This window comes from Amycolatopsis iheyensis (genome assembly GCF_024703995.1).
In the GTDB taxonomy this organism is placed as follows: domain Bacteria; phylum Actinomycetota; class Actinomycetes; order Mycobacteriales; family Pseudonocardiaceae; genus Amycolatopsis; species Amycolatopsis iheyensis.
Genome location: NZ_JAMXQV010000001.1, coordinates 695032 through 715032, shown reverse-complemented (window position 1 = coordinate 715032; position 20001 = coordinate 695032). Strand labels below are relative to the sequence as shown.

Here is a 20001-nt window from a genome sequence, read left to right as displayed (position 1 = left end):
GGTCTGAGGGTGGGAGGACGCCGTGACGAGCCTGGAAGGCCCGGCCCTGAAGCTGGGCGGGAAGATAGCCACATCCGCGGCAAAATCGTGGTTGCAACGGCGGAAGGCGACGTTCGAACGATCCGCCGACCTGAGCGAGCTGGCCGCCGCGGAGCTGAAGGGCCCGCTCGAACAGCGGAAGCTGGAGAACCTCGTCCAGCACATCGGGACGCAGGTCGCCGAGCAGCTGGAGCAGGTCCTGGCGGACCGGTTCGCGACGCTGCCGCGGAACGAGATCGACGCGGCCTTCCTCGCTGTCGAAGACGCGTTGACGAAGACCGACCTGTCGGACGAGGCGTTCCTGGCCACGGACGCGGACCCGGAGCAGCTGGCCAGGAAGATCCGCGGCGAGCTCCCCGACCTCGCGGCCGAGCGGGAGCTCGCGCCCAAGGCGGCGGCGCTGTACGAGCTGGCGCTCGACCAGGCGTGCCGCCACCTCGTGCAGGTGGTCCGGCATCTGCCGTCGTTCCAGCCGCGGGCGCTCGCCGAGGTACTGGCCCGGCTCGGCCGGCAGAGTGACCAGCTCGAAGAGCTGCTGGCCCGGGTGCCGAAGACGAGCCTGGCGGCCCCCGAGGGCGTCGACCACGACGCCGAGTTCGAGACGAGCTACCTGAACCTCCTCGCCCACGACCTCGACCGGCTCGAGCTGCTGGGCCTGACGATGGACGACCAGCCCGCGTTGCCCCTGACGGTCGCGTATCTGAGCCTGAGCGTCTCTCCCGAAGGCGAGCCGCGGCGGGCCGAGCGCCGGATGGACGAACTGTGGTTCGAGAAGCGGCAGAACCGGATGGGCAGCGCGAACATGCGCGTCGAAGCCGCGCTCGGCGGGACGAGCCGGGTGCTGGTGCGCGGCGAGGCCGGTTCGGGCAAGACGACGCTGCTGGACTGGCTGGCGGTGACGGCGGCGCGCCGCGGGTTCACCGGCAAGCTCGACGGCTGGAACGGCCGCGTGCCGTTCCCGATCCGCCTGCGCAGTTTCGCCGCCGAGCCGTTGCCGCGGCCGGAGGAGTTCGTCGGGCACATCGCGCCGGTGCTGGCCCCACCGGAGGGCTGGGCCCGCCGGGTGCTGACGGCCGGCCGGGCCATGGTCCTGGTCGACGGCGTCGACGAGGTCGGCGCCGGGCACCGCCGCGAGGTCAAGGCCTGGCTGCGGGAGCTGGCACTGGCGTTCGAGGGCACGTTGTTCGTGGTGACGTCCCGAACGGCGGCGGCGGACCAGCGCTGGCTCGCCCAGGAGGGCTTCGACTGCGTCCTGCTGGAGTCGATGAGCGCGGACGACATCGAGGCCCTGGTGACCCGCTGGCACAAGGCGGCGACGGCGGGCGGCACGGTCCGCCCGGGTACCGACCTGCCGTCGATCCAGCGGCGGCTGCTCAACCAGCTCGACAGCCGGCCGCACTTGCGGACGTTGGCGGCCAGCCCGTTGCTGTGCGCGATGCTGTGCGCGTTGAACCTGGCTCATCGGTCGGAGCTGCCGCGCGATCGGATGGATCTGTACCGCAAGGCGTTGTCGATGTTGCTGCACCTGCGGGACGCCGAGCGGCACATCGGCGTGCTCCTCACCCAAGCGCAGAAAGAAGTCCTGCTGGGCGACCTGGCTTGGCGGCTCACCCTGGCGTCGAAGGTGGAGCTGCCGAAGGACCGGGTGCTGTCCCACATCACGCGCCGGCTGCCTTCGCTGCCGCACGTCGACCACACGCCTCAGGAGGTGCTGGACCACCTGCTGGAACGCAGCGGAGTGCTACGCGAACCGGTCCGTGACCGGGTCGACTTCGTGCACCGGACGTTCCAGGAATGCCTGGCCGCCAACGAAGCCACCGAGCAGGACCACCTGGAGACGTTGATCGCGAAGGCCCACCTGGACACGTGGTGGGAGACGTTCGTGATGGCGTGCGGCCACGGCAAACACCACCAGGTGGGAACGTTGCTGACCGGGATCCTGGACCGGGCGGACGACGAGCCCCGCCACGCCCGCCACCTTCGTCTGCTGGCAGCGGCGTGCTTGGAGACGGTCAGCAACACTTCTCCGGACGTGCTCGCCCGGGTCGAGGCGGTGATCCGGGAGCAGCTGACGCCGCCGCGGAGCCTGCGGGAGACGCGGTCCTTGGCGTCGATCGGGCATCGGGTGTTGCGGTATTTGCCGGAGAGTCTGGAAGGGTTGTCGGACGCTGTGGCGGCGGCGTCGGTGCGGGCAGCCGCGCTCACTGCCGGAGACGATGCGCTGGGGCTGTTGCGCAGTTATGCGCAGGACTCACGCGCGGCCGTGCAGGAGCAACTGAGCCAAGCTTGGCAGTACTTCGATCCGGAACGTTATGCCGCCGATGTCTTGGCCGACTCACCGCTGGTGCACGGCAAGATCCGGGTGGAGGCGGTGCGATTCCTGCCTCACGTCGGTCACCTGAAGAACCTGACCAGGCTGAATGTCAACCTGCCTTCCTCGGAAAAACAGGCCGACCTCAGCGCGTTCACCGGCCTGCCGTGCTTGACCGCCATCCAGCTCGACTGCCATTCCGACAGCATCATCGACGTCACCCCTCTCGACGAACACCGGCGACTCACCACTGTCTCCCTCTTCTTCGCCGGCGGGTTCACCCACGTTCGACGTCTGAAGAGCTTGGAACACTTGACTTATCTCAGCCTTCTGGCCGGTGTTCCCGCCGAGTGCGACGTCGATGCGCTCGGAGAGCTGACCAAGTTGGAAGGGCTTTCCATCAACCAGTTGTACGGCGTGCACGACTTGGCACCGCTCGCCGCACTGACCGAGCTTCGAGCACTCAATATCGGATCGTTTCCCGCGGACCTGCTGGTCGACTCGGCTCCGCTGAGCACCCCGACCCGCGTCTCGCTCTACTGCCCGCAACGGGAAGACGGCAAGGAAGTCACCACCGCAGCAGTGCGCAACTGCTTCCCTGGGGTAACCGAACTGAAACTCTACGGTCAGGCGAGAGCGGATCTACAACCGTTGTCCGACCTGCCGCTCGAGACGATCAAGCTCGTGCTGACGGAGGTGCCCGACCTCCGCCCGCTCACGGCCATCACCAGCCTCCGGGCCGTCGTGCTCGACCGGCTCACCACTGCCGTCGACCTCAGTCCGCTGGCCGACCTGAACCTCACCATCGAGTCGACCGACACCCGGCTCCTCGGCACCGAAAAGCTCGGCCCGGGAGTCAAGCTGATCGTCCGCTAACCCTCCGCCAGCTCCCGCAACGCCGGCAGCAGCGCCCGCAGCGCGAGCCCCCGGTGCGACTGGGCGTCCTTTTCGGACGGCTCCATCTCCGCCGACGTCCGGGACTCGCCGTCCGGGACGAAGATCGGGTCGTACCCGAACCCGTTCACACCGCGCCGCGAGCGCACCAACGACCCGCGCCACTCACCACGAACCACAGTCTCTTCACCAGACACCAGCACCAAAGCCGCAGCACAAACGAACTGCGCCCCGCGCCGCTCGTCCGGGACATCCCCGAGCTGGGCCAGCACGAGGTCCAGGTTCGCCTCGTCGTCGCCGTGGCCACCCGACCAGCGCGCCGACAGCACCCCCGGCATCCCGTTCAACGCGTCGACCGCGATCCCCGAGTCGTCGGCGATGGCCGGCAGCCCGCACGCCGCCACCGCGTCGCGGGCCTTGGCGACCGCGTTGCCCTCGAAATCAGGCGCGGTCTCCGGGGCCTCCGGAAACGCGGGAACATCCGACAGCCCGATGACCTCCAGACCGGAGATCCCCTCCGAAGCCAGGATCCGCCGAAGCTCGCCGAGCTTCTTCGCGTTACGAGTAGCCAGAAGCAGCTTCGTCACTTCGAGCCCTTCTTCTTGTCCGGACGCGGCTCCGGCAGCTCGCCGGGGTACGGCAGCGCCAGCGCCTCGTTCTGCAGCCGCGTCAGCTCCGCACAACCCGCCAGCGCGATGTCCAGCATCTGGTCCAAAGTGGACCGTGCGAAGGTCGCGCCCTCGCCGGTGCCCTGGACCTCGATCAGCGTGCCCGCGTCGGTCGCGACGACGTTCATGTCGACCTCCGCGCGCGAGTCCTCTTCGTAGGGCAGGTCGAGCCGCACGCGGCCGTCGACCACGCCGACGCTCACCGCCGCCACCGAAGACGACAGCGGCTGCGGGTCGTTGAGCCGGTTCGCCGCGCCCAGCCACGTGATCGCGTCCGCCAGCGCCACGTACCCGCCGGTCACCGCGGCCGTGCGGGTGCCGCCGTCGGCCTGGATGACGTCGCAGTCGATGACGATCGTGTTCTCGCCCAGCGCGGCCAGGTCGATGCAGGCCCGCAGCGAACGGCCGATCAGCCGGGAGATCTCGTGCGTGCGGCCGCCGATCCGGCCCTTGACCGACTCGCGGTCACCACGCGTGTTGGTCGCCGACGGCAGCATCGCGTACTCGGCCGTCACCCAGCCGAGGCCGGAGCCGGCCCGCCAGCGCGGCACGCCTTCGGTGACGCTCGCCGCGCACAGCACCCGCGTGTTGCCGAATTCGACCAGCACCGACCCCGCCGGCCACTGCTGGAACCCCCGGGTGATCTTGATGTCACGGAGCTGGTCGTCGTTCCTGCCATCTTTTCGAGCCACGGGGAGCACTCTAGAACCGGGGGTTCACACGTCGTAGACGGCACCCTGCTTGACGACCTCGGCCCCCGGGAACTCGACCGACGCCTCACCCAGAACCGCGCCCGCGTCCGTCCACGGCGCGATGTGCGTCAGCAGCAGCCGCCCGACACCGGCGTCGCGCGCCAGCTCACCGGCCTGCTTGCCCGACAGGTGCACGCCGGCCGGCCGTTCCGCCGAATCCGTCCACGACGCTTCGGCGAGCAGCAGGTCGACGCCGTCGGCGAGCTCGTTCAGCGCCCGGCACGGCCCGGTGTCGCCGGTGAACGCCAGGATCCGGCCGCCGTAGGAGATGCGCAGGCCGTAGGCCGGGGTCGGGTGGTCGACCTCGAGCGCGAGCACGTCGAACGGGCCGATCCGGAACGGCTCGGGCCGCAGCGGCAGGAAGTCGTAGACGTCGGAGAGGTCGGTGACGGCCCGCTCGGTCTCGTTGGGCGCGTATGCGTTCGCCAGGCGGGTCGGCGCGTCCGGCGGCGCGTAGAGCGGCAGCAGCCGCGGGCGCGCCGGGTAGGGCTTCGCCGGGTGGTAGCGCCGCAGGACGGTGAGTGCGCTGACGTCGGCGCAGTGGTCCGGGTGCAGGTGCGTGAGCACCAGGGCGTCGAGGTCGAACGGGTCGGCCACGGCCTGCAGCTGCGCCAGCGTCCCGTTGCCGAGCTCGAGGCCGAGCAGGAACCCTTCGGCCTCGACCAGGTAGCCGGACGCGGCGGTGTTCGGCCCGGGGATGCTGCCGGAGCACCCGAGGATGGTCAGTCGCACTTCGACACCCTAAGCGCCCGTTGTCCCGATCACGCGGTGGTGGGAGTCAGAACACCCGGGGCGAACCCCATGAACCGCGCGGCGAGCCGGGCGAACGGCTCGGCCGACCCGGTGGCCAGGAACTCGTGCCGCGGCGGGGTGTCCCGGGCCGTCAGCAGGTCCCGTTCGGTGAGCACCCGCACGAGGTCTTTCGCGGTCTCCTCGGCGCTGGAGACGAGCGTGACCTCCTGGCCCATCACGATCTGCAGCACGCCCTGCAGGAGCGGGTAGTGCGTGCAGCCGAGCACGACCGTGTCGACCTCGGCGTCGAGCAGCGGCTGCAGGTAGCCCTGCGCCAGCCCGAGCACCTGCCGCCCCGAGGTGATGCCGCGCTCGACGAAGTCCACGAACCGCGGGCAGGCGACGCTGGTGAGCGTGATGCCGGGCGCCGCGGTGAAAGCGTCTTCGTAGGCGCGCGAGCGCACCGTGCCCTCGGTGCCGATCACGCCGACCCGGCCGGTGTGCGTCGCGATGACCGCGCGCCGCGTGGCGGGCAGGACGACCTCGATCACCGGGACGTCGTAGCGCTCGCGGGCGTCGCGCAGGCAGGCCGCGGACGCCGTGTTGCAGGCGATGACCAACGCCTTCACGCCGCTTTCGACGATCTCGTCGAGCGCCGCCAGCGCGTAGCTGCGGGCGGTGGCGATCGGGAGCGGGCCGTACGGGTTGTGCGCCGTGTCGCCGACGTAGCGGAGCTGTTCGGCGGGCAGCTGCTCGAGGATCGCCCTCGCGACCGTCAGCCCGCCGACGCCGGAATCGAACACGCCGATCGGGGCATCAGCGGGCGGAGACGTCACACCCCGAGGTTACCCGGGGTCGCCGGCTCGGCTTTCCGGGACTTCCCGGTGCGGCTCGTCAGCCACGCCGCGAGGACACCGGCCAGCGCGCCGAAGACGTGCCCCTGCCAGGAGACGCCGGGGTTGCCCGGCAGCAGCCCGGCGAGCATCCCGCTCCACACGCCCAGCAGGACGACGGCGACCAGGATCTGCCCGGCCGCGCGGTTGAAGATGCCGCGCACCAGCAGGTAGGCGAGCCAGCCGAAGGCCAGCCCGGACGCGCCGACGGTGACCGTGTTCGCCGGCCCGATCAGCCACACGCCGAGCCCGGAGACCACCCAGATGATGGCCGTGACCAGCGCGAACCGGCCGATCCCGGCGGCCATCGCGAGGAAGGAGAACAGCAGCACCGGCACCGTGTTGGCGAACAGGTGCGACCAACCGGCGTGCAGGACCGGCGCGAACAGCACGCCGTCGAGGCCGGAGAGCCTGCGGGAGACGATGCCACCCTGGTCGAGGTCGCCGGGCAGGATCACGTCGACCAGCTCGACCAGGTACAGCAGCAGGGTGAACGAGAGCGCCACGATCGCGGCCGCCTTGGGTTTCGGCGGCAGCACGCGCTTGGCGGCGTCGGTTTCCGGGGCGGGACTCACGGGCGAAGTGCTCACGCCATCGACGCTACGTCAGCTCCCCGGCGCCGCGCCTCGGGTGAAATCCCTGATCCGGCGTTTTTGTCGGTGCCCGCCGCTAACGTTTCCGGCCATGGGGAACTTGGACGTCACGGGATACCTGGCGCGGCTCGGGCTCGAGGCCGAGCCGCCGAGCGCGGCCGCGCTGCGGCGGCTGCACGCGGCACACGTCGAGCGCGTGCCGTACGAAGCGCTGGAGATCCAGCTCGGCCGGCCGACGCCGCTGGCGCCGTCGGCGTCGCTGGCGCGGATCCTGCGCGGCCGCGGCGGGTACTGCTACCACCTCAACGGCGCGTTTTCGGAGCTGCTGCGCGAGCTCGGCTACCCCGTCACGAGGCACCTCGGCGGGGTGCAGGGCGGCGCGGGTGACGCGCCGAACCTCGACCGCAACCACCTGGCGCTGACCGTCGCGGCGCTGCCGGACGAGCCGGCGACACCGTGGCTGGTCGACGCCGGGCTGGGCGACGGCTTCCACGAGCCGCTCCCCCTACGGGAAGGCACCTACGTCCAGGGCCCGCACACCTACCGGCTGCGGCGCTCGGAGGTGGCGCCGGGCGGCTGGCGCTTCGACCACGACCCGGCAGGCAGCTTCGTGGGCTTCGACTTCGCGCCCGGGGTGGCGGAGCTGCCCGACTTCGCGGAGAAGCACGCGTGGCTGTCGACCTCGCCGGAGTCCGGCTTCGTCCGCGTCTGCGTGATCCAGCGGCGCGACGCGGCGGGCGTCGACACGCTGCGGGCGCTGACGCTGAACCGCCATGGCGCCAAGGAGCTGGTGGAGTCCCCCGAAGCCTGGTGGACGGCCGCGGCGGACGTCTTCGGCATCACTCCGGACCTGTTCACGGCCGAGGAGCGGGCGCGGCTGTGGCGGCAGGTCGTCGCGCAGCACGAGGCGCACACGAGCGAGGGGCCGGTGGTCGCGGTGTGACTCAGGCGGGCGGCCGGGGCAGCTCGGCGGCGCCCAGCGCGAAGTCGACGGCGGCCTCGGCGTGCAGGCGGGTGGTGGGGAAGGTCGGCACCGGGCTGTCCTCGGGGCCGACCAGCAGCTCGATCTCGGTGCAGCCGTAGATCACGCCCTCGGCGCCCGCTTCGGCCAGCCGGGCAATCACCCCGCGGTAGGCCTCGCGCGACTCGGGCTTCACCACGCCGAGCACCAGCTCGTCGTAGATGACGCGGTGGACGAGGTCGCGGTCCTCCTCACCGGGCACGAGCACGTCGAGGCCGTGCGCGGCGAGCCGGTCGCGGTAGAAGGGCTGCGCCATGGTGAACCCGGTGCCGAGCAGCCCGATCCGCCGGATCCCGGCGGCCGTGACCGCGGCGGCGGTGGCGTCGGCCAGGTGCAGCAGGGGGATGCCGAGCCCGTCCTCGAGCCGGTCGGCGACCTTGTGCATGGTGTTGGTGCAGAGCACGACGAAGTCGGCGCCGGCGGCTTCCAGCGCGCGAGCGGCCCGGTTCAGCTCGGCGCCGGCCTCGTCCCACCGGCCGTCGGCCTGCATCGCCTCGATGGCGGCGAAGTCGACGGAGTAGAGCACGGTGTGCGCGGAGTGGAACCCGCCGAGGGCGTCCTTCACCCGTTCGTTCACGAGCCGGTAGTACTCGGCGGACGACTCCCAGCTCATGCCGCCCAGCAACCCGATGACCTTCATAGTGGTCAGCATGCCCGAACTCCGCACGGCCTTCGCCGGGGTGTCGACCGTCCTGGTCACCGACGGCACCTCGAGCGTGCTGGCCGACGGCTTCTTCTCCCGGCCGTCACTGCTGAAGATGGCGACCCGCGTGGCGCCGGACCGCGGCCGGATCGACGACGCCCTGCACCGGCTCGGCGTCACGAAGCTGGACGCCGTCCTGGTGGCGCACTCCCACGTCGACCACGTCCTCGACGCTCCCGTGGTCGCCCAGGCGACCGGCGCCACGCTGGCCGGCTCGTCCTCGACGCGGAAGGTCCAGGAGGGCTACGGCCTGGCCGCCGAGCCGTTCGAGGAGCTGGTGCCGGGCCGGCCCGTGGAGTTCGGCGCCTTCACCGTCACGCCGGTCGACGCACTCCACAGCGCCGGCGACCGCGTCCCCGGCGAAATCACCGAGCCCGTCCGGCTGCCGGCCAGGGCCAAGGCGTTCAAGACCGGCCGCTGCTACTCGTTCCACCTCGCCCACGCGGCGGGGAAAGTCCTGGTCCACGCGTCGGCGAACTTCGTGCCCGGCGCGCTGGCCGGCTACCGCGCGGACGTCGTCTACCTCGGCATCGGCGCCGTCGGCAAGCAAACCGAGCGGTGGCGCGAAGAATACTGGCGCGAGACGGTCGGCGCGGTCCGGCCGAAACGGGTCCGCCTGATCCACTGGGACGTCTTCTGGCGCCCGCTGAGCAAGCCGCTGAAGCGGCTGCCCAAGATGTTCGACGACCTGGGCGAGACGATGGCCACCTTCGAGCGGCTGGCCGAGGCCGACGGTGTCGACCTCGCCCGGCCCGAACTCTGGAAAGCGGAGTGACTCAGGCCCAGAGCTGCCCGTCGAGCCGCTCGGCGGCTTCGTCGAGCGAGCCCGCGTAAGCCCCCGTCGACAGGTACTTCCACCCGGCGTCCGCGACGACGAAAGCCACGTCGGCGGTCTCGCCGCGAGCCGCGGCCTTCTCCGCGACGGCCAGCGCCGCATGCAGCACCGCGCCCGTCGAGATGCCCGCGAAGATGCCTTCGTGCTCCAGCAGTTCCCGGGTCCGGCGCAGCGCGTCGTAAGCGCCCACGGAGTACCGGCCGTTCAACACCGAGGCGTCGTACAGCTCCGGGACGAACCCCTCGTCGAGGTTGCGCAGGCCGTACACCAGCTCGCCGTAGCGCGGTTCGGCCGCGATGACCTGGACCTCGGGCTTCGCCTCGTGCAGGTACCGGCCGACCCCCACCAGCGTGCCGGTCGTGCCGAGGCCGCCGACGAAGTGCGTCAGCGTCGGCAGGTCCTTGAGCAGCTCGGGCCCGGTGCCGCGGTAGTGCGCGTCGGCGTTGGCCGGGTTGCCGTACTGGTAGAGCATCACCCACTCGGGGTTCGCCTCGGCCAGCTCCTTCGCCCGCCGGACGGCCTCGTTCGAGCCGCCCGCGGCCGGGGAGAACACGATCCGCGCGCCGTAGGCCTGCAGCAGCTGCTTGCGCTCGGTCGAGGTGTTCTCCGGCATCACGCAGACCAGCCCGTAGCCCTTGAGCTTGGCGGCCATGGCCAGCGAGATGCCGGTGTTGCCCGACGTCGGCTCCAGGATCGTGGAGCCGCGGCGGAGCTTGCCTTCACGCTCGGCGGCTTCGATCATGGCCAGCGCGGGGCGGTCCTTGATCGAGCCAGTCGGGTTGCGGTCCTCCAGCTTCGCCCACAGCCGCACGTCGTGCGTGGGCGAGAGCCGGGGCAGCCCGACCAGCGGGGTGCCGCCGAGCGCGTCGAGCAGGGACTCGAAGCGAGCCATCGATCAGCCACCGGCCACGGCGGGGAGGATGGTCAGGGTGTCGCCGTCCTTGACCTCGGCCTCGAGCCCACCGGAGAAGCGGACGTCCTCGTCGTTGACGTAGACGTTGATGAAGCGGTGCAGCTTCTCCTCCTTCACCAGGCGGCCCTTGATGCCGGCGTGGCGGGACTCGACGTCGTCGATGACCTCGAGGACGGTCGCGCCCTTCGCCTCGACGGACTTCTCGCCGCCGGTGTGGGTGCGCAGGATCGTCGGGATGGAGACGGTCACGGCCATGGGTTTCTACCTCCGGTGGGTTCTTAAACGCAGACGCCGATGGCGCGGCGGTTTATTCCGAGGGGTCAGTCGACGATCTCGACCGGCTCCTCGGTGATCTCGGCGTCCACGATCCGGTACGAGCGGAACTCGTGCACTTCGGGGTCGCGGGTGGAGACGAGCACGTAGTGCGCGCCCGGCTCGGCCGCGATGTTCGCGTCGGTCCGCGACGGGTAGGCCTCGGTCGCGGTGTGCGAGTGGTAGATCACCACCGGCACTTCGTCGTTCGCGTCCATTTCGCGGTAGAGCTTCAGCAGGTCGCCGCTGTCGAACTCGTAGAACGTGGGTGAGCGCGCGGCGTTCAGCATGGGGATGAACCGCTCGGGCGAGTCGGACCCGTCGGGCCCGGCGATCACGCCACAGGCCTCGTCGGGGTGGTCACGACGGGCATGGGCGACGATCTCGTCGACGAGGTCACGGCGGATCCGGAGCACATCCACATCTTAGGTGGTGGACACAAGCTGTCCAGATCGTGAGACATAGCGCTCACCAGGGAATTCAGGCGAAAGCTTCCGGCCACACGTCCCGGTACGCCGGCACCCCGCCGGCCGTGGTCGCCGCGAGCAGCCCGTGCACCATCGCCCGCGCGAACACCCGCGCCGCCGCCGAGCACAGCGCGTCCAGCCCCGCCGCGCGCGCCGCCGGGCCGAACGGACCGCTCGCCTCCGGCAGCGCACGCGCGCCCGTGGCCAGCGCGAACACCGTGTCGCCGTCGAACATCGTGTGCGCCGGGCGCACCGCGCGCGCCAGCCCGTCCTGGGCCGCGACCGCGATCCGCCGGGCCTCGGCCTTCGACAGCGCCGCGTCCACCGCGACCACGCCGATCGTCGTGTTCAGGTCGGTCGCGCGAGACGGCAGGTCCGCGGGCCGCGAAGGCCACGTGACGCCGAAGTCGCCGTGGTCGGCCGCGAAAGCGCGCCCCGTCGAGAGGTCGACGGCCTCGCCCGCCGCGTTGACCGCCGCGATCGCCCCGACGGTGTACTCGCCGACGACCTCGCCGGCCGAGCCGATGCCGCCCTTCAAGGACCCGACAGCGGCACCCGCGCCCGCCCCGACCGTCCCCGAGGCGAAGGACTCCGAAGCCGCTTCGCACGCCGCGTACCCGAAGGACGCGTCCGGCCGGTTGCCCCACTCGCTGCGCGGCAGGTCGAACAGCACCGCCGCGGGCACGATCGGCACGACCTCGTGCGGTTGCGTGCCCACCGGGAAGCCCAGGTTCCGCTCCGCGAGCCACCGCATGACGCCGTCGGCCGCGGCCAGCCCGTAGGCCGAGCCACCCGACAAGCAGACCGCGTTGACCCGCTGCACCAGGTTCTCCGGCTCCAGCAGGTTCGTCTCGCGGGTGCCGGGCGCGCCGCCGCGCTGGTCGACCGCGCCGACCGCGCCTTCGGGCACCAGGACCACCGTCGTGCCGGTGGCCCAGCCGTCCCCGACCCGCTCGTGGTGCCCGACCAGCACGCCGGGGACGTCGGTGATCATCCGGTCAGCGCCTGGATCAGCGTCTCCTGCACCCAGGTCAGCCAGTGGTAGACGCCCAGGTGCGGCGCCCGCGGGTCGTCCTCGGGCAGCTCGTCGGGCATGTCCTCGGTGACGTCGAGCGCGGTGCCCAGGGCCAGCCGGACGTCGTTGAGCGCGCCCAGCCAGGCGTCGGCCTGCTCCTCGGTCAGCCGGACGTGACCACCGTCGCGGGGCAGCGTGTCGAGCACGATCTTCGCCACGCCGACCTTGATGTCGAGCAGCTCCGGCTCGTGCAGCGAGCGCATCGCCGACGCCGAGTCGAGGTCTTCGCGGGTCGGGTTGTCCGGGTCGAGCTTGTGGAAGTCCGGGAGCAGCCGCGAGAGCACCGGGTCGTCCGGCGACTCGGTGGGCCCGGTGCGGATGCCGGTCAGCTCGGCGAGCTCGTCCTGCGGCGCCTCCTCGGCGCGCGCGGTGAGCATGTCCTCGAGCTGGCTGACCAGCCCGCGCAGCACCGCGGCTTCCTGCTGTTCGAACCCGGCGTGGATGACCGCGCCCTTGCGCCGCCACCCGTTCACGAGGTCTGCTCCATCGTGGCCCACAGGCCCGCCGCGTGGAGTTTCGCCACGTCGGTCTCCACCTTCTCCTTCGAGCCGGACGAGACGATCGCCTTGCCCTTGTGGTGCACGTCGAGCATCAGCTTGGTGGCGTGGTCACGGCCGTAGCCGAACAGCTTCTGGAAGACGTACGTCACGTACGACATCAGGTTGACCGGGTCGTTCCACACCACGGTCCGCCAGGGTGTGTCCGACTCGGCGACCTCGGCTCCGGCCGGCTCGACCTGTGTCTGCTCGGCTGCGACAGGCAAGGACATGCACCCCATGGTGTCACGGAGCCGACAGGGTACGCCGCGCCAGGTCCGGCCATGTGGGTGAATAGGCTGACCCCATGGGTTCACCGGAGCCGGCCACGACCAGCACTGCGCTGCTCACCGACCACTACGAGCTGACCATGCTGGGCAGCGCGCTCGCCGACGGCACGGCCGACCGGCCCTGCGTCTTCGAGGTGTTCGCCAGGAGACTGCCGGACGGGCGCCGCTACGGCGTCGTCGCGGGCACCGCCCGCGTCCTCGACGCGATCGCGGACTTCCGCTTCACCGACGCCGAACTGGCGCAGCTGGAGGCCACCGCGGTCGTCGACGACACGACGCTGTCCTGGCTCGCCGGCTACGAGTTCTCCGGCGACATCGACGGCTACGCCGAGGGTGAGCTGTACTTCCCCGGCTCGCCACTGCTCACCGTCACCGGCTCGTTCGGCGAGTGCGTGCTGCTGGAGACGCTGGTCCTGTCGATCCTCAACCACGACAGCGCCATCGCGTCCGCGGCCGCCCGGATGTCCGGCGCCGCGCACGGCCGGCCGATCATCGAGATGGGCGGGCGCCGCACGCACGAGTACGCCGCCGTCGCCGCCGCGCGCGCCGCCTACCTGGCCGGCTTCGCGACGACGTCGAACCTCGAAGCCGGCCGCCGCTACGGCATCCCGACCCGCGGCACCGTCGCGCACGCCTTCATGCTGCTGCACGACAGCGAGGAGGCCGCCTTCCGCGCCCAGGTCGAGAAGATGGGCGCGGACACGACGCTGCTGGTCGACACCTACGACATCACCGCCGGCATCGACGCCGCGGTCCGCGTCGCCGGACCGGAGCTCGGTGCGATCCGGATCGACTCGGGCGACGTCGGCCCGCTCGCCCGCCGCGCCCGCGAGCAGCTGGACGCCCTGGGCGCGAAGGACACCCGGATCGTCGTGTCCGGCGACCTCGACGAGCACGCCATCGCGGCGTTGCGCGCGGAGCCCGTCGACGCGTACGGCGTCGGGACGTCGGTGGTCACCGGCTCGGGCGCGCCGACCGCCGGGATGGTCTACAAGCTGGTCGAGGTGGACGGCAGGCCGGTCGCCAAGCGCAGCGCGCACAAGGAGTCCCGCGGCGGGCGCAAGTCCGCGCTGCGGCGCCACCGCGGCACCGGGACGGCGGTCGAGGAGGTCGTCTGGACCACGGCCGGGAAGGCGCCGGAGCCGGAGGCCAACGACCGCCCGCTGCAGATCCCGCTGATCCGCGCTGGCCGCGCGGAGGCGGACCTGCCTACGCTCGACGACGCGAGGCAGCGGCTGCGCCGCGGCCTGGTCAGCCTGCCGTGGGAGGGCCTGAAGCTCTCGCACGGCGAGCCCGCTATCCCGACCCTGTTTCTCTGAGAGGGAGTTCGACCATGGGGACCGCCCTGATCGTGGTGGACGTGCAGAACGACTTCTGCGAAGGAGGTTCGCTCGGCCTGCCGGGCGGGGCCGCCGCGGCCGCCGCCATCTCGAAGCAGGCCGCCGAGGGCGGGTACAGCCACGTCGTGGCCACCCGGGACAACCACATCGACCCGGGCGACCACTTCAGCGACACCCCCGACTTCAAGGACAGCTGGCCCGTGCACTGCGTCGCCGGCACGCCGGGCGCGTCGTTCCACCCCGCGCTCGACGTCGTCCCGATCGGCGAGGTGTTCTCCAAGGGCGAGTACAGCGCGGCGTACTCCGGCTTCGAGGGCGCGGCCCGCGACGGGAAGTCCCTGGAAGCGTGGCTGCGCGAGCACGACGTGACCGACGTCGACGTCGTCGGCATCGCGACCGACTTCTGCGTCCGCGCGACGGCGCTCGACGCGGCGAAGGCGGGCTTCGGCGTGCGCGTGCTGCTGGACCTGACGGTCGGTGGCTCGCAGCCGACGGTGGACGCGACGGTCGAGGACTTCGACAAGGCCGGCGTCACCCACACCGGCACGGCGTTCGTCGGCTCGCCCGCGTGAAGGACATCCGGGCCGCGCTGGCGGAACACCGGCTGGTCGCGATCCTGCGCGCCGCCGACGCGGGGCGGTTCGCCGACGCGGCGATGGTGCTGCACGCCGCGGGCATCCGCCTCCTCGAAGCGACCCTGACGACGCCCGGAGCACCGGCCGCGATCACCGCGCTGCGGCTGGCGCTGGGCGAAGACGCTCTGGTCGGCGCGGGCAGCGTCCGCGAACCGTCCGATGTGGACGTCGCGGTCGACGCCGGCGCGGCGTACCTGATCACGCCGACGGTCAACCCGGCGGTGCTGGAGCGCGCGGCGGAGCTGGACACGCCGGTGATCTGCGGCGCGCTGACGCCGACGGAGATCGACCAGGCGTGGCGCCTCGGCGCGGCGGCGGTCAAGGTGTTCCCGGTGGCGGCGGTCGGCGGCGTCGCGTACTTGCGCGCGGTGCGGGCCCCGCTGCCGGACGTCCCGCTGGTCCCGACCGGCGGCGTCCACCTGGCCGACGTCGAGAGCTACCTGCGCTCGGGCGCGATCGCGGTGGCGGCGGCGACGCCGTTGCTGGGCGACGCGCTCTCGCCGAGCGGCAGCCTCCCGGACCTCGCGGCCCGCGCGGGCGAGTTCGTCGCGGCGGCCGCGCGCTTCAAGACCGCCAAAGCGTAACTTTCCCTACGAAAGCTCCGCTTTGCGCCGCAAAGCGGAGCTTTCGTAGGGAAAGTGCCGCGCTACTTCTTGCCGAACGGGTCGCAGGCCGCCGTGCCCAGGTAGATGTCCCCGCTCGCGGGGCCGCCCTGGGGGAACAGCACGATGTGCAGTGCGTGCGTCACCATGCTGCCGTCAGGTGGCTGGGGCGTCACCGTCTCGTTGAGGATCACCGTCGCCAGCGCGGTGCCCGCCGGGCCGCCGGGGATGACGATCCGGTCGTTCGGCGGGATCTGCGCCGGCACCGCGATCCCCTCGACCGCGCCGATCGACACTTCACCGCCGCTGCCGGTCGCGTTGGTCGCGCACTTCGCCGAATAGGTGCGGACAGTGAGCACCGGGCCGCCGAAGCGCTTGAGCACGGTGGCCTCGAACCGGTGCCCGGACGCCTGCGCGACCGACACGTCGCCGGTCCGCCCGCACCCGGTCTCCCCGGTGCCGAACGTGGCGATGTCGCCCGTCGCACCTCCAGGCGTCCGATCGCCGTACGGGCCGTCCGCGGTGCATTTCGCCAGCTCACCGGTGACGACGTGCTCATTGTCGAGCAGCACGTCGAGCGAGCCGGAAGACGCCCATCCGGTGGACGTCACCGGCGCCGCGGCGACCAGGAGCGGGGCCGCGAGCGTCGTCACCGCCAGCACCCGGAATGTCCTCTTCCTGGCGTTTCGCATGCACCGGCCTCCACGGTTGTCGTGACAGTTCGTAGTTACCCTCTTCGTCATCGGCAGGCGCGCCGGAACCCCTGATCGGGTCCACCCGGACGAGTGGCCGGTGACGAAGGCAACTTCCCGGGTTCGCGGCGTGGTAACGAGCGTTAACGTCGATCGTCCGCACACCCAGGGAGGTTTCGTGTCTTCGCTGTCCTTCGCCGGCAAGCGGCCGGTGCTGGCCGATCTCGTGCCCGGCTCGCTCGTCCGGGACATCGCGCTCGTCGCCGGCGGCGCCGTGCTCACCGGCGCCGCCGCGCAGCTGACCATCCCGGTGCCGGGCAGCCCGGTGCCGATGACCGGCCAGACGTTCGCCGCGCTGCTCGTCGGCGCGTCGCTCGGCATGTCGCGCGGTGCCGCGTCGATGCTCGTCTACCTGCTCGTCGGAGCGGTTGGTGTGCCGTGGTTCCAGCACGGCACCGCGGGCCTGTCCGGCGCGAGCGCCGGCTACATCGTCGGGTTCGTCTTCGCCGGCGCGCTCGTGGGCGCCCTGGCCGGCCGCGGCGGCGACCGGACGCCGGTGCGCACCGCGGGCACCATGGTGCTCGGCAACCTCGTCATCTACGCCTTCGGCGTGCCGTGGCTGATGGCGTCGACCGGCTTCGACCTGTCGACGGCGTTCGCCAAGGGCGTCACGCCGTTCCTGGTCGGGGACGCGATCAAGATCGTCGTCGCCGCCGGGTTGCTGCCGCTGACCTGGAAGCTGGTTTCGGGCCGCACCGAAGACTGACGGCCTCGGTGATCCGGCGCGAGTGGCCCGTTCGCGACGGATCACCGATCCTGTCGGCCCCGGCGGCTAATGTGTGTCGCTGTGCCCGCCCGAACTGATTTCCCCGGCGTCCTCGAACTCCTCACCCACGCGGTGGAGTCCGTCGGTGGTGCCGAACGCCCAGGGCAGGTCGAGATGGCCGACGCCGTCGGCCGCGCCATCCGCACCGGCGAGCACCTGGCCGTGCAGGCCGGCACCGGCACCGGCAAGTCGCTGGCCTACCTCGTCCCCGCGATCCGCCACGCCGTCGAGAAGGAAGCCACCGTCGTCGTCTCCACGGCGACGATCGCGCTGCAGCGCCAGCTCGTCGACCGCGACCTCCCTCGCCTGGCGAAGGCGCTGAAGAAGCCACTCGGCCGCGAGCCGACCTTCGCGATCCTCAAGGGCCGTCGCAACTACATGTGCCTGCACCGGCTGGATTCCGGCGCGCCCGACGAGCCGGAGGACGCCCAGCTCTTCGACCCGTTCGCGGTGTCGCGCCTCGGCAAGGAGGTCACGCGGCTGCGGGAATGGGCGTCCGACACCGAAACCGGCGACCGCGACGAGCTGGTTCCCGGTGTCACCGACCAGGCGTGGCGCCAGGTGTCGGTGACCGCGCGCGAATGCCTCGGCGCGTCCCGCTGCCCGATCGGCACGGACTGCTTCGCGGAGAAGGCCCGCGCCGAGGCCGGCCGCGCCGACGTCATCATCACCAACCACGCGCTGCTCGCGATCGACGCCCTGCAGGGCTACCAGGTCCTGCCGGACCACGACGTCGTGATCATCGACGAGGCGCACGACCTGGTCGACCGGGTCACCTCGGTCGCCACCGGCGAGCTGACCAGCGCGATGTGCGCGTCGGCCGCGCGCCGCTGCGGCAAGCTGATCGACGCCGACGTCGCCGACGGCCTGCTGGAGGCGGGTGACGGGCTGGCGCTGATCGTCGACGACCTGCCCCCGGGCCGGATGGACGAGCTGCCGAGGCCGCTGAAGGGCGCGATCCCGGCGGTCCGCGACGCCGCGCACGCGTGCATCACGGCGCTGGGCTCGGACCGCAAGGAAGACGTCGAAGGGGCCACCGCGCGCAAGCTGGCGCGCTCGCTGCTCGACGAGGTGCACGACACCGCGGTCCGGCTGCTGGAGGCGTTCGACGACGACCAGGCCCACCAGCGCGACGTCGTCTGGCTCTCGGGCGACAAGTACTCCTCGAACCCGCGGCCGCCGGCGCTGAAGGTGGCGCCGCTGGGCGTCGCCGGGCTGCTGCGCGAGCGCGTGTTCAACCAGCACACGACGATCCTGACGTCGGCGACGCTCACCCTGGGCGGCACGTTCGACACCATGGCGCGCCAGTGGGGGCTCCCGCCGGGCGCGACCCGCGTCGAGAAGGCGCCGGGCGCGGCGACGGACAAGGAAGCGCCGTCGGACGACTCCGGCCCGAAGTGGACCGGCCTGGACGTCGGCTCGCCGTTCGACCACAAGCGCAACGGCATCCTCTACCTGGCCAAGCACCTGCCGCCGCCGGGCCGCGACGGCCTCGCTTCGTCCACAATGGACGAACTGGCCGAGCTGATCGAGGCCGCGGGCGGGCGCACGCTGGGCCTGTTCTCCTCGATGCGGGCGGCCAAGCAGGCGGCCGAGGAGATGCGCGGGCGCCTCGACTTCCCGATCCTCTGCCAGGGCGAAGACGCGACGTCGCTGCTGGTCCAGAAGTTCTCCGAGGACGTCCGCACGTGCCTGTTCGGCACGCTGAGCCTGTGGCAGGGCGTGGACGTGCCGGGGCCGTCACTGCAGCTGGTGGTGGTCGACCGGATCCCGTTCCCGCGCCCGGACGACCCGGTGTCCTCGGCCCGGCAGCGCGCGGTGGAAGCCCGCGGCGGCAACGGGTTCCTCACCGTGGCGGCCACGCACGCGGCGCTGCTGCTGGCGCAGGGCACCGGCCGGCTGCACCGCTCGGTCAGCGACCGCGGGGTGGTCGCGGTGCTGGATTCGCGGCTCGCGAACGCCCGCTACGGCGGATTCCTCCGCGCGTCACTGCCGCCGTTCTGGCCGACGATGGACCCGAAGGTGGCCCGCGACGCCCTGCGCCGGCTCGACGCAGCCGCGCCCGCGTGACGCGGTCCACAACACCGACCGGTACGGTGAAGCAACCGAAGCAATAAAGGGAGCACCGGTTGACCCAGGATTCGTCCAGCGCACAGTCCCGGACCGTCAGCGTCGACGACACCGGCGTGCGGCGGCGGCTCGCGGACGGCAGCGAAGAAGCTGTCACGTGGGCCGGCCTGTCGTCGGTGATGGTCCGGGTGATCCCCGACGGCCCGTGGAACGAAGACGTGTTCTTCATGCTGGTGGGCACCGACGGCAAGGGCACGGCGGTGCCGAGCGGAGACCCGGCGGCCGACGCGCTGATCGAGCGGCTGCAGGCCCTGCCCGGCTTCGACAACGAGAAGTTCATCGAGGCCATGACGACCGACGCCGACCAGGCGTACGTCGTCTGGGAATCCAGCGAGAACTAGGCCTCCGGGAAGCTCTCCGTCACCGGAATCCCCTTCTTGAGCGTCCGGCTCACCGTGCACAGCCGCTCGATCGCGCGGTCCACGGCGCCGGCCAGCGCCTCCCGCTGATCCGCCGCCAAAGTCGACACGTCGACATCGAAAGCCACGTGCATGGCGTCCAGCTCCGAAGCATCCTCACGCCGGTCGGCTGTCACGGTCACGCGGAACTTCGCGTCTTCGCCGATCCGCCGGGTGATCAGCTGCTCTGCGGTCACCGCGCTGCAGCCCGCGGCCGCGATCTGCAGCAGCTCGGCGGGTGAGAACGCCCCCTCGGCGTCCTTTCGGCCCAGCCGGACCTCGGCGCCGCGGTCGTTGCGCCCGACGAACGTGTGCTCGCCCTCGCGCTCCACTTCCAGTCCCAT

The 20001-nt window shown here is 71.7% G+C and carries 23 protein-coding genes; 9 read left to right on the top strand and 14 right to left on the bottom strand.

Features of this window, described 5'->3' with window-relative positions; genetic code table 11:
• Nucleotides 1–22 precede the first annotated feature (22 nt).
• Entirely contained in the window at nt 23–3226 is a 3204-nt protein-coding gene (locus tag M8542_RS03580) for an NACHT domain-containing protein (RefSeq protein ID WP_257918507.1), read from the top strand.
• Here M8542_RS03580 and rdgB read toward each other — a convergent pair.
• The 5 genes from rdgB to M8542_RS03555 are packed head-to-tail and all read right to left on the bottom strand — an operon-like array spanning nt 3223 to nt 6879.
• Nucleotides 3223–3831 carry an RdgB/HAM1 family non-canonical purine NTP pyrophosphatase gene (rdgB, locus tag M8542_RS03575; protein WP_257918506.1) on the bottom strand — a complete coding sequence of 203 codons (609 nt, stop codon included), beginning with the start codon at nt 3829–3831 and terminating at the stop codon, nt 3223–3225. The two genes, M8542_RS03580 and rdgB, sit on opposite strands and share 4 nt — an antisense overlap.
• Complete coding sequence (gene rph / locus M8542_RS03570; protein ID WP_257918505.1) at nt 3828–4604, bottom strand: ribonuclease PH; 777 nt, start codon at nt 4602–4604, stop codon at nt 3828–3830. The genes rdgB and rph overlap by 4 nt, the downstream gene beginning before the upstream one ends.
• 24 nt (nt 4605–4628) lie before the next feature.
• On the bottom strand, nt 4629–5396 hold the full coding sequence (locus M8542_RS03565; RefSeq protein ID WP_257918504.1) for an MBL fold metallo-hydrolase: 768 nt from the start codon (nt 5394–5396) through the stop codon (nt 4629–4631).
• A 29-nt stretch (nt 5397–5425) separates the two neighbouring features.
• Nucleotides 5426–6232: a glutamate racemase gene (gene murI / locus M8542_RS03560; RefSeq protein ID WP_257918503.1), complete on the bottom strand. Its 807-nt coding sequence runs from the start codon at nt 6230–6232 to the stop codon at nt 5426–5428.
• Nucleotides 6229–6879, bottom strand: a complete 651-nt coding sequence (locus M8542_RS03555; RefSeq protein ID WP_257918502.1) for a rhomboid family intramembrane serine protease — start codon at nt 6877–6879, stop codon at nt 6229–6231. Before M8542_RS03555 ends, murI begins: the two co-directional genes overlap by 4 nt.
• A 94-nt stretch (nt 6880–6973) precedes the next feature.
• Here M8542_RS03555 and M8542_RS03550 point away from each other — a divergent pair, with 94 nt between their 5' ends.
• A complete protein-coding gene (locus M8542_RS03550) occupies nt 6974–7825 on the top strand; it encodes an arylamine N-acetyltransferase family protein (RefSeq protein WP_257918501.1) in 852 nt (283 codons plus the stop codon).
• Nucleotide 7826: 1 nt separating this feature from the next.
• Here the strand turns inward: M8542_RS03550 and M8542_RS03545 are convergent, their stop codons facing one another.
• Nucleotides 7827–8543, bottom strand: a complete 717-nt coding sequence (locus tag M8542_RS03545) for an aspartate/glutamate racemase family protein (protein WP_257918573.1) — start codon at nt 8541–8543, stop codon at nt 7827–7829.
• Nucleotides 8544–8553: 10 nt separating this feature from the next.
• Between M8542_RS03545 and M8542_RS03540 the strand changes: the two genes are divergently transcribed.
• The gene (locus tag M8542_RS03540; RefSeq protein WP_257918500.1) at nt 8554–9381 is read left to right on the top strand and encodes an MBL fold metallo-hydrolase; all 828 of its coding nucleotides are present in this window, start codon (nt 8554–8556) and stop codon (nt 9379–9381) included.
• Between the two features lies 1 nt (nt 9382).
• On the opposite strand, the gene M8542_RS03535 is transcribed toward M8542_RS03540, so the two are convergent.
• The 6 genes from M8542_RS03535 to clpS form a co-directional block, all read right to left on the bottom strand.
• The gene (locus tag M8542_RS03535; RefSeq protein ID WP_257918499.1) at nt 9383–10333 is read right to left on the bottom strand and encodes a PLP-dependent cysteine synthase family protein; all 951 of its coding nucleotides are present in this window, start codon (nt 10331–10333) and stop codon (nt 9383–9385) included.
• 3 nt (nt 10334–10336) lie between these two features.
• Nucleotides 10337–10609: a MoaD/ThiS family protein gene (locus tag M8542_RS03530; RefSeq protein WP_257918498.1), complete on the bottom strand. Its 273-nt coding sequence runs from the start codon at nt 10607–10609 to the stop codon at nt 10337–10339.
• Nucleotides 10610–10674: 65 nt separating this feature from the next.
• Complete coding sequence (locus M8542_RS03525; protein ID WP_257918497.1) at nt 10675–11082, bottom strand: M67 family metallopeptidase; 408 nt, start codon at nt 11080–11082, stop codon at nt 10675–10677.
• A 64-nt stretch (nt 11083–11146) separates the two neighbouring features.
• Nucleotides 11147–12127, bottom strand: coding sequence for a P1 family peptidase (locus tag M8542_RS03520; protein WP_257918496.1), 981 nt, complete (start codon nt 12125–12127; stop codon nt 11147–11149).
• Nucleotides 12124–12681, bottom strand: coding sequence for a DUF2017 domain-containing protein (locus M8542_RS03515; protein ID WP_125313000.1), 558 nt, complete (start codon nt 12679–12681; stop codon nt 12124–12126). The genes M8542_RS03520 and M8542_RS03515 overlap by 4 nt, the downstream gene beginning before the upstream one ends.
• Complete coding sequence (clpS, locus tag M8542_RS03510; protein WP_257918495.1) at nt 12678–12977, bottom strand: ATP-dependent Clp protease adapter ClpS; 300 nt, start codon at nt 12975–12977, stop codon at nt 12678–12680. Before clpS ends, M8542_RS03515 begins: the two co-directional genes overlap by 4 nt.
• A 74-nt stretch (nt 12978–13051) precedes the next feature.
• Between clpS and M8542_RS03505 the strand changes: the two genes are divergently transcribed.
• From M8542_RS03505 to M8542_RS03495, 3 genes are read left to right on the top strand one after another with little or no spacing between them, the layout of a single operon-like run.
• Nucleotides 13052–14353, top strand: coding sequence for a nicotinate phosphoribosyltransferase (locus tag M8542_RS03505; protein WP_257918494.1), 1302 nt, complete (start codon nt 13052–13054; stop codon nt 14351–14353).
• A 14-nt stretch (nt 14354–14367) separates the two neighbouring features.
• On the top strand, nt 14368–14946 hold the full coding sequence (locus tag M8542_RS03500; RefSeq protein WP_257918493.1) for an isochorismatase family protein: 579 nt from the start codon (nt 14368–14370) through the stop codon (nt 14944–14946).
• Nucleotides 14943–15593, top strand: coding sequence for a bifunctional 4-hydroxy-2-oxoglutarate aldolase/2-dehydro-3-deoxy-phosphogluconate aldolase (locus M8542_RS03495; protein WP_257918492.1), 651 nt, complete (start codon nt 14943–14945; stop codon nt 15591–15593). Before M8542_RS03500 ends, M8542_RS03495 begins: the two co-directional genes overlap by 4 nt.
• A gap of 62 nt (nt 15594–15655) precedes the next feature.
• On the opposite strand, the gene M8542_RS03490 is transcribed toward M8542_RS03495, so the two are convergent.
• Nucleotides 15656–16273: a choice-of-anchor P family protein gene (locus tag M8542_RS03490; protein WP_308210235.1), complete on the bottom strand. Its 618-nt coding sequence runs from the start codon at nt 16271–16273 to the stop codon at nt 15656–15658.
• A gap of 208 nt (nt 16274–16481) precedes the next feature.
• Here M8542_RS03490 and M8542_RS03485 point away from each other — a divergent pair, with 208 nt between their 5' ends.
• The 3 genes from M8542_RS03485 (at nt 16482) to M8542_RS03475 (ending at nt 19600) form a co-directional block, all read left to right on the top strand.
• Nucleotides 16482–17069 carry a biotin transporter BioY gene (locus M8542_RS03485; protein ID WP_257918490.1) on the top strand — a complete coding sequence of 196 codons (588 nt, stop codon included), beginning with the start codon at nt 16482–16484 and terminating at the stop codon, nt 17067–17069.
• Between the two features lie 81 nt (nt 17070–17150).
• Nucleotides 17151–19199, top strand: coding sequence for an ATP-dependent DNA helicase (locus tag M8542_RS03480; RefSeq protein WP_257918489.1), 2049 nt, complete (start codon nt 17151–17153; stop codon nt 19197–19199).
• Between the two features lie 59 nt (nt 19200–19258).
• Nucleotides 19259–19600, top strand: a complete 342-nt coding sequence (locus tag M8542_RS03475; protein ID WP_086672538.1) for a hypothetical protein — start codon at nt 19259–19261, stop codon at nt 19598–19600.
• Here M8542_RS03475 and M8542_RS03470 read toward each other — a convergent pair.
• Nucleotides 19597–20001: an OsmC family protein gene (locus tag M8542_RS03470; RefSeq protein WP_257918488.1), complete on the bottom strand. Its 405-nt coding sequence runs from the start codon at nt 19999–20001 to the stop codon at nt 19597–19599. The genes M8542_RS03475 and M8542_RS03470 overlap by 4 nt on opposite strands.

Excerpts from the sequence above, each read along its gene's own strand:
- M8542_RS03550 (WP_257918501.1), top strand. The coding sequence starts at position 6,974 with ATGGGGAACTTGGACGTCACGGGATACCTGGCGCGGCTCGGGCTCGAG.
- M8542_RS03545 (WP_257918573.1), bottom strand. The coding sequence starts at position 8,543 with ATGAAGGTCATCGGGTTGCTGGGCGGCATGAGCTGGGAGTCGTCCGCC.
- M8542_RS03540 (WP_257918500.1), top strand. The coding sequence starts at position 8,554 with ATGCCCGAACTCCGCACGGCCTTCGCCGGGGTGTCGACCGTCCTGGTC.
- M8542_RS03535 (WP_257918499.1), bottom strand. The coding sequence starts at position 10,333 with ATGGCTCGCTTCGAGTCCCTGCTCGACGCGCTCGGCGGCACCCCGCTG.
- M8542_RS03530 (WP_257918498.1), bottom strand. The coding sequence starts at position 10,609 with ATGGCCGTGACCGTCTCCATCCCGACGATCCTGCGCACCCACACCGGC.
- M8542_RS03520 (WP_257918496.1), bottom strand. The coding sequence starts at position 12,127 with ATGATCACCGACGTCCCCGGCGTGCTGGTCGGGCACCACGAGCGGGTC.
- clpS (WP_257918495.1), bottom strand. The coding sequence starts at position 12,977 with ATGTCCTTGCCTGTCGCAGCCGAGCAGACACAGGTCGAGCCGGCCGGA.
- M8542_RS03505 (WP_257918494.1), top strand. The coding sequence starts at position 13,052 with ATGGGTTCACCGGAGCCGGCCACGACCAGCACTGCGCTGCTCACCGAC.
- M8542_RS03500 (WP_257918493.1), top strand. The coding sequence starts at position 14,368 with ATGGGGACCGCCCTGATCGTGGTGGACGTGCAGAACGACTTCTGCGAA.
- M8542_RS03470 (WP_257918488.1), bottom strand. The coding sequence starts at position 20,001 with ATGGGACTGGAAGTGGAGCGCGAGGGCGAGCACACGTTCGTCGGGCGC.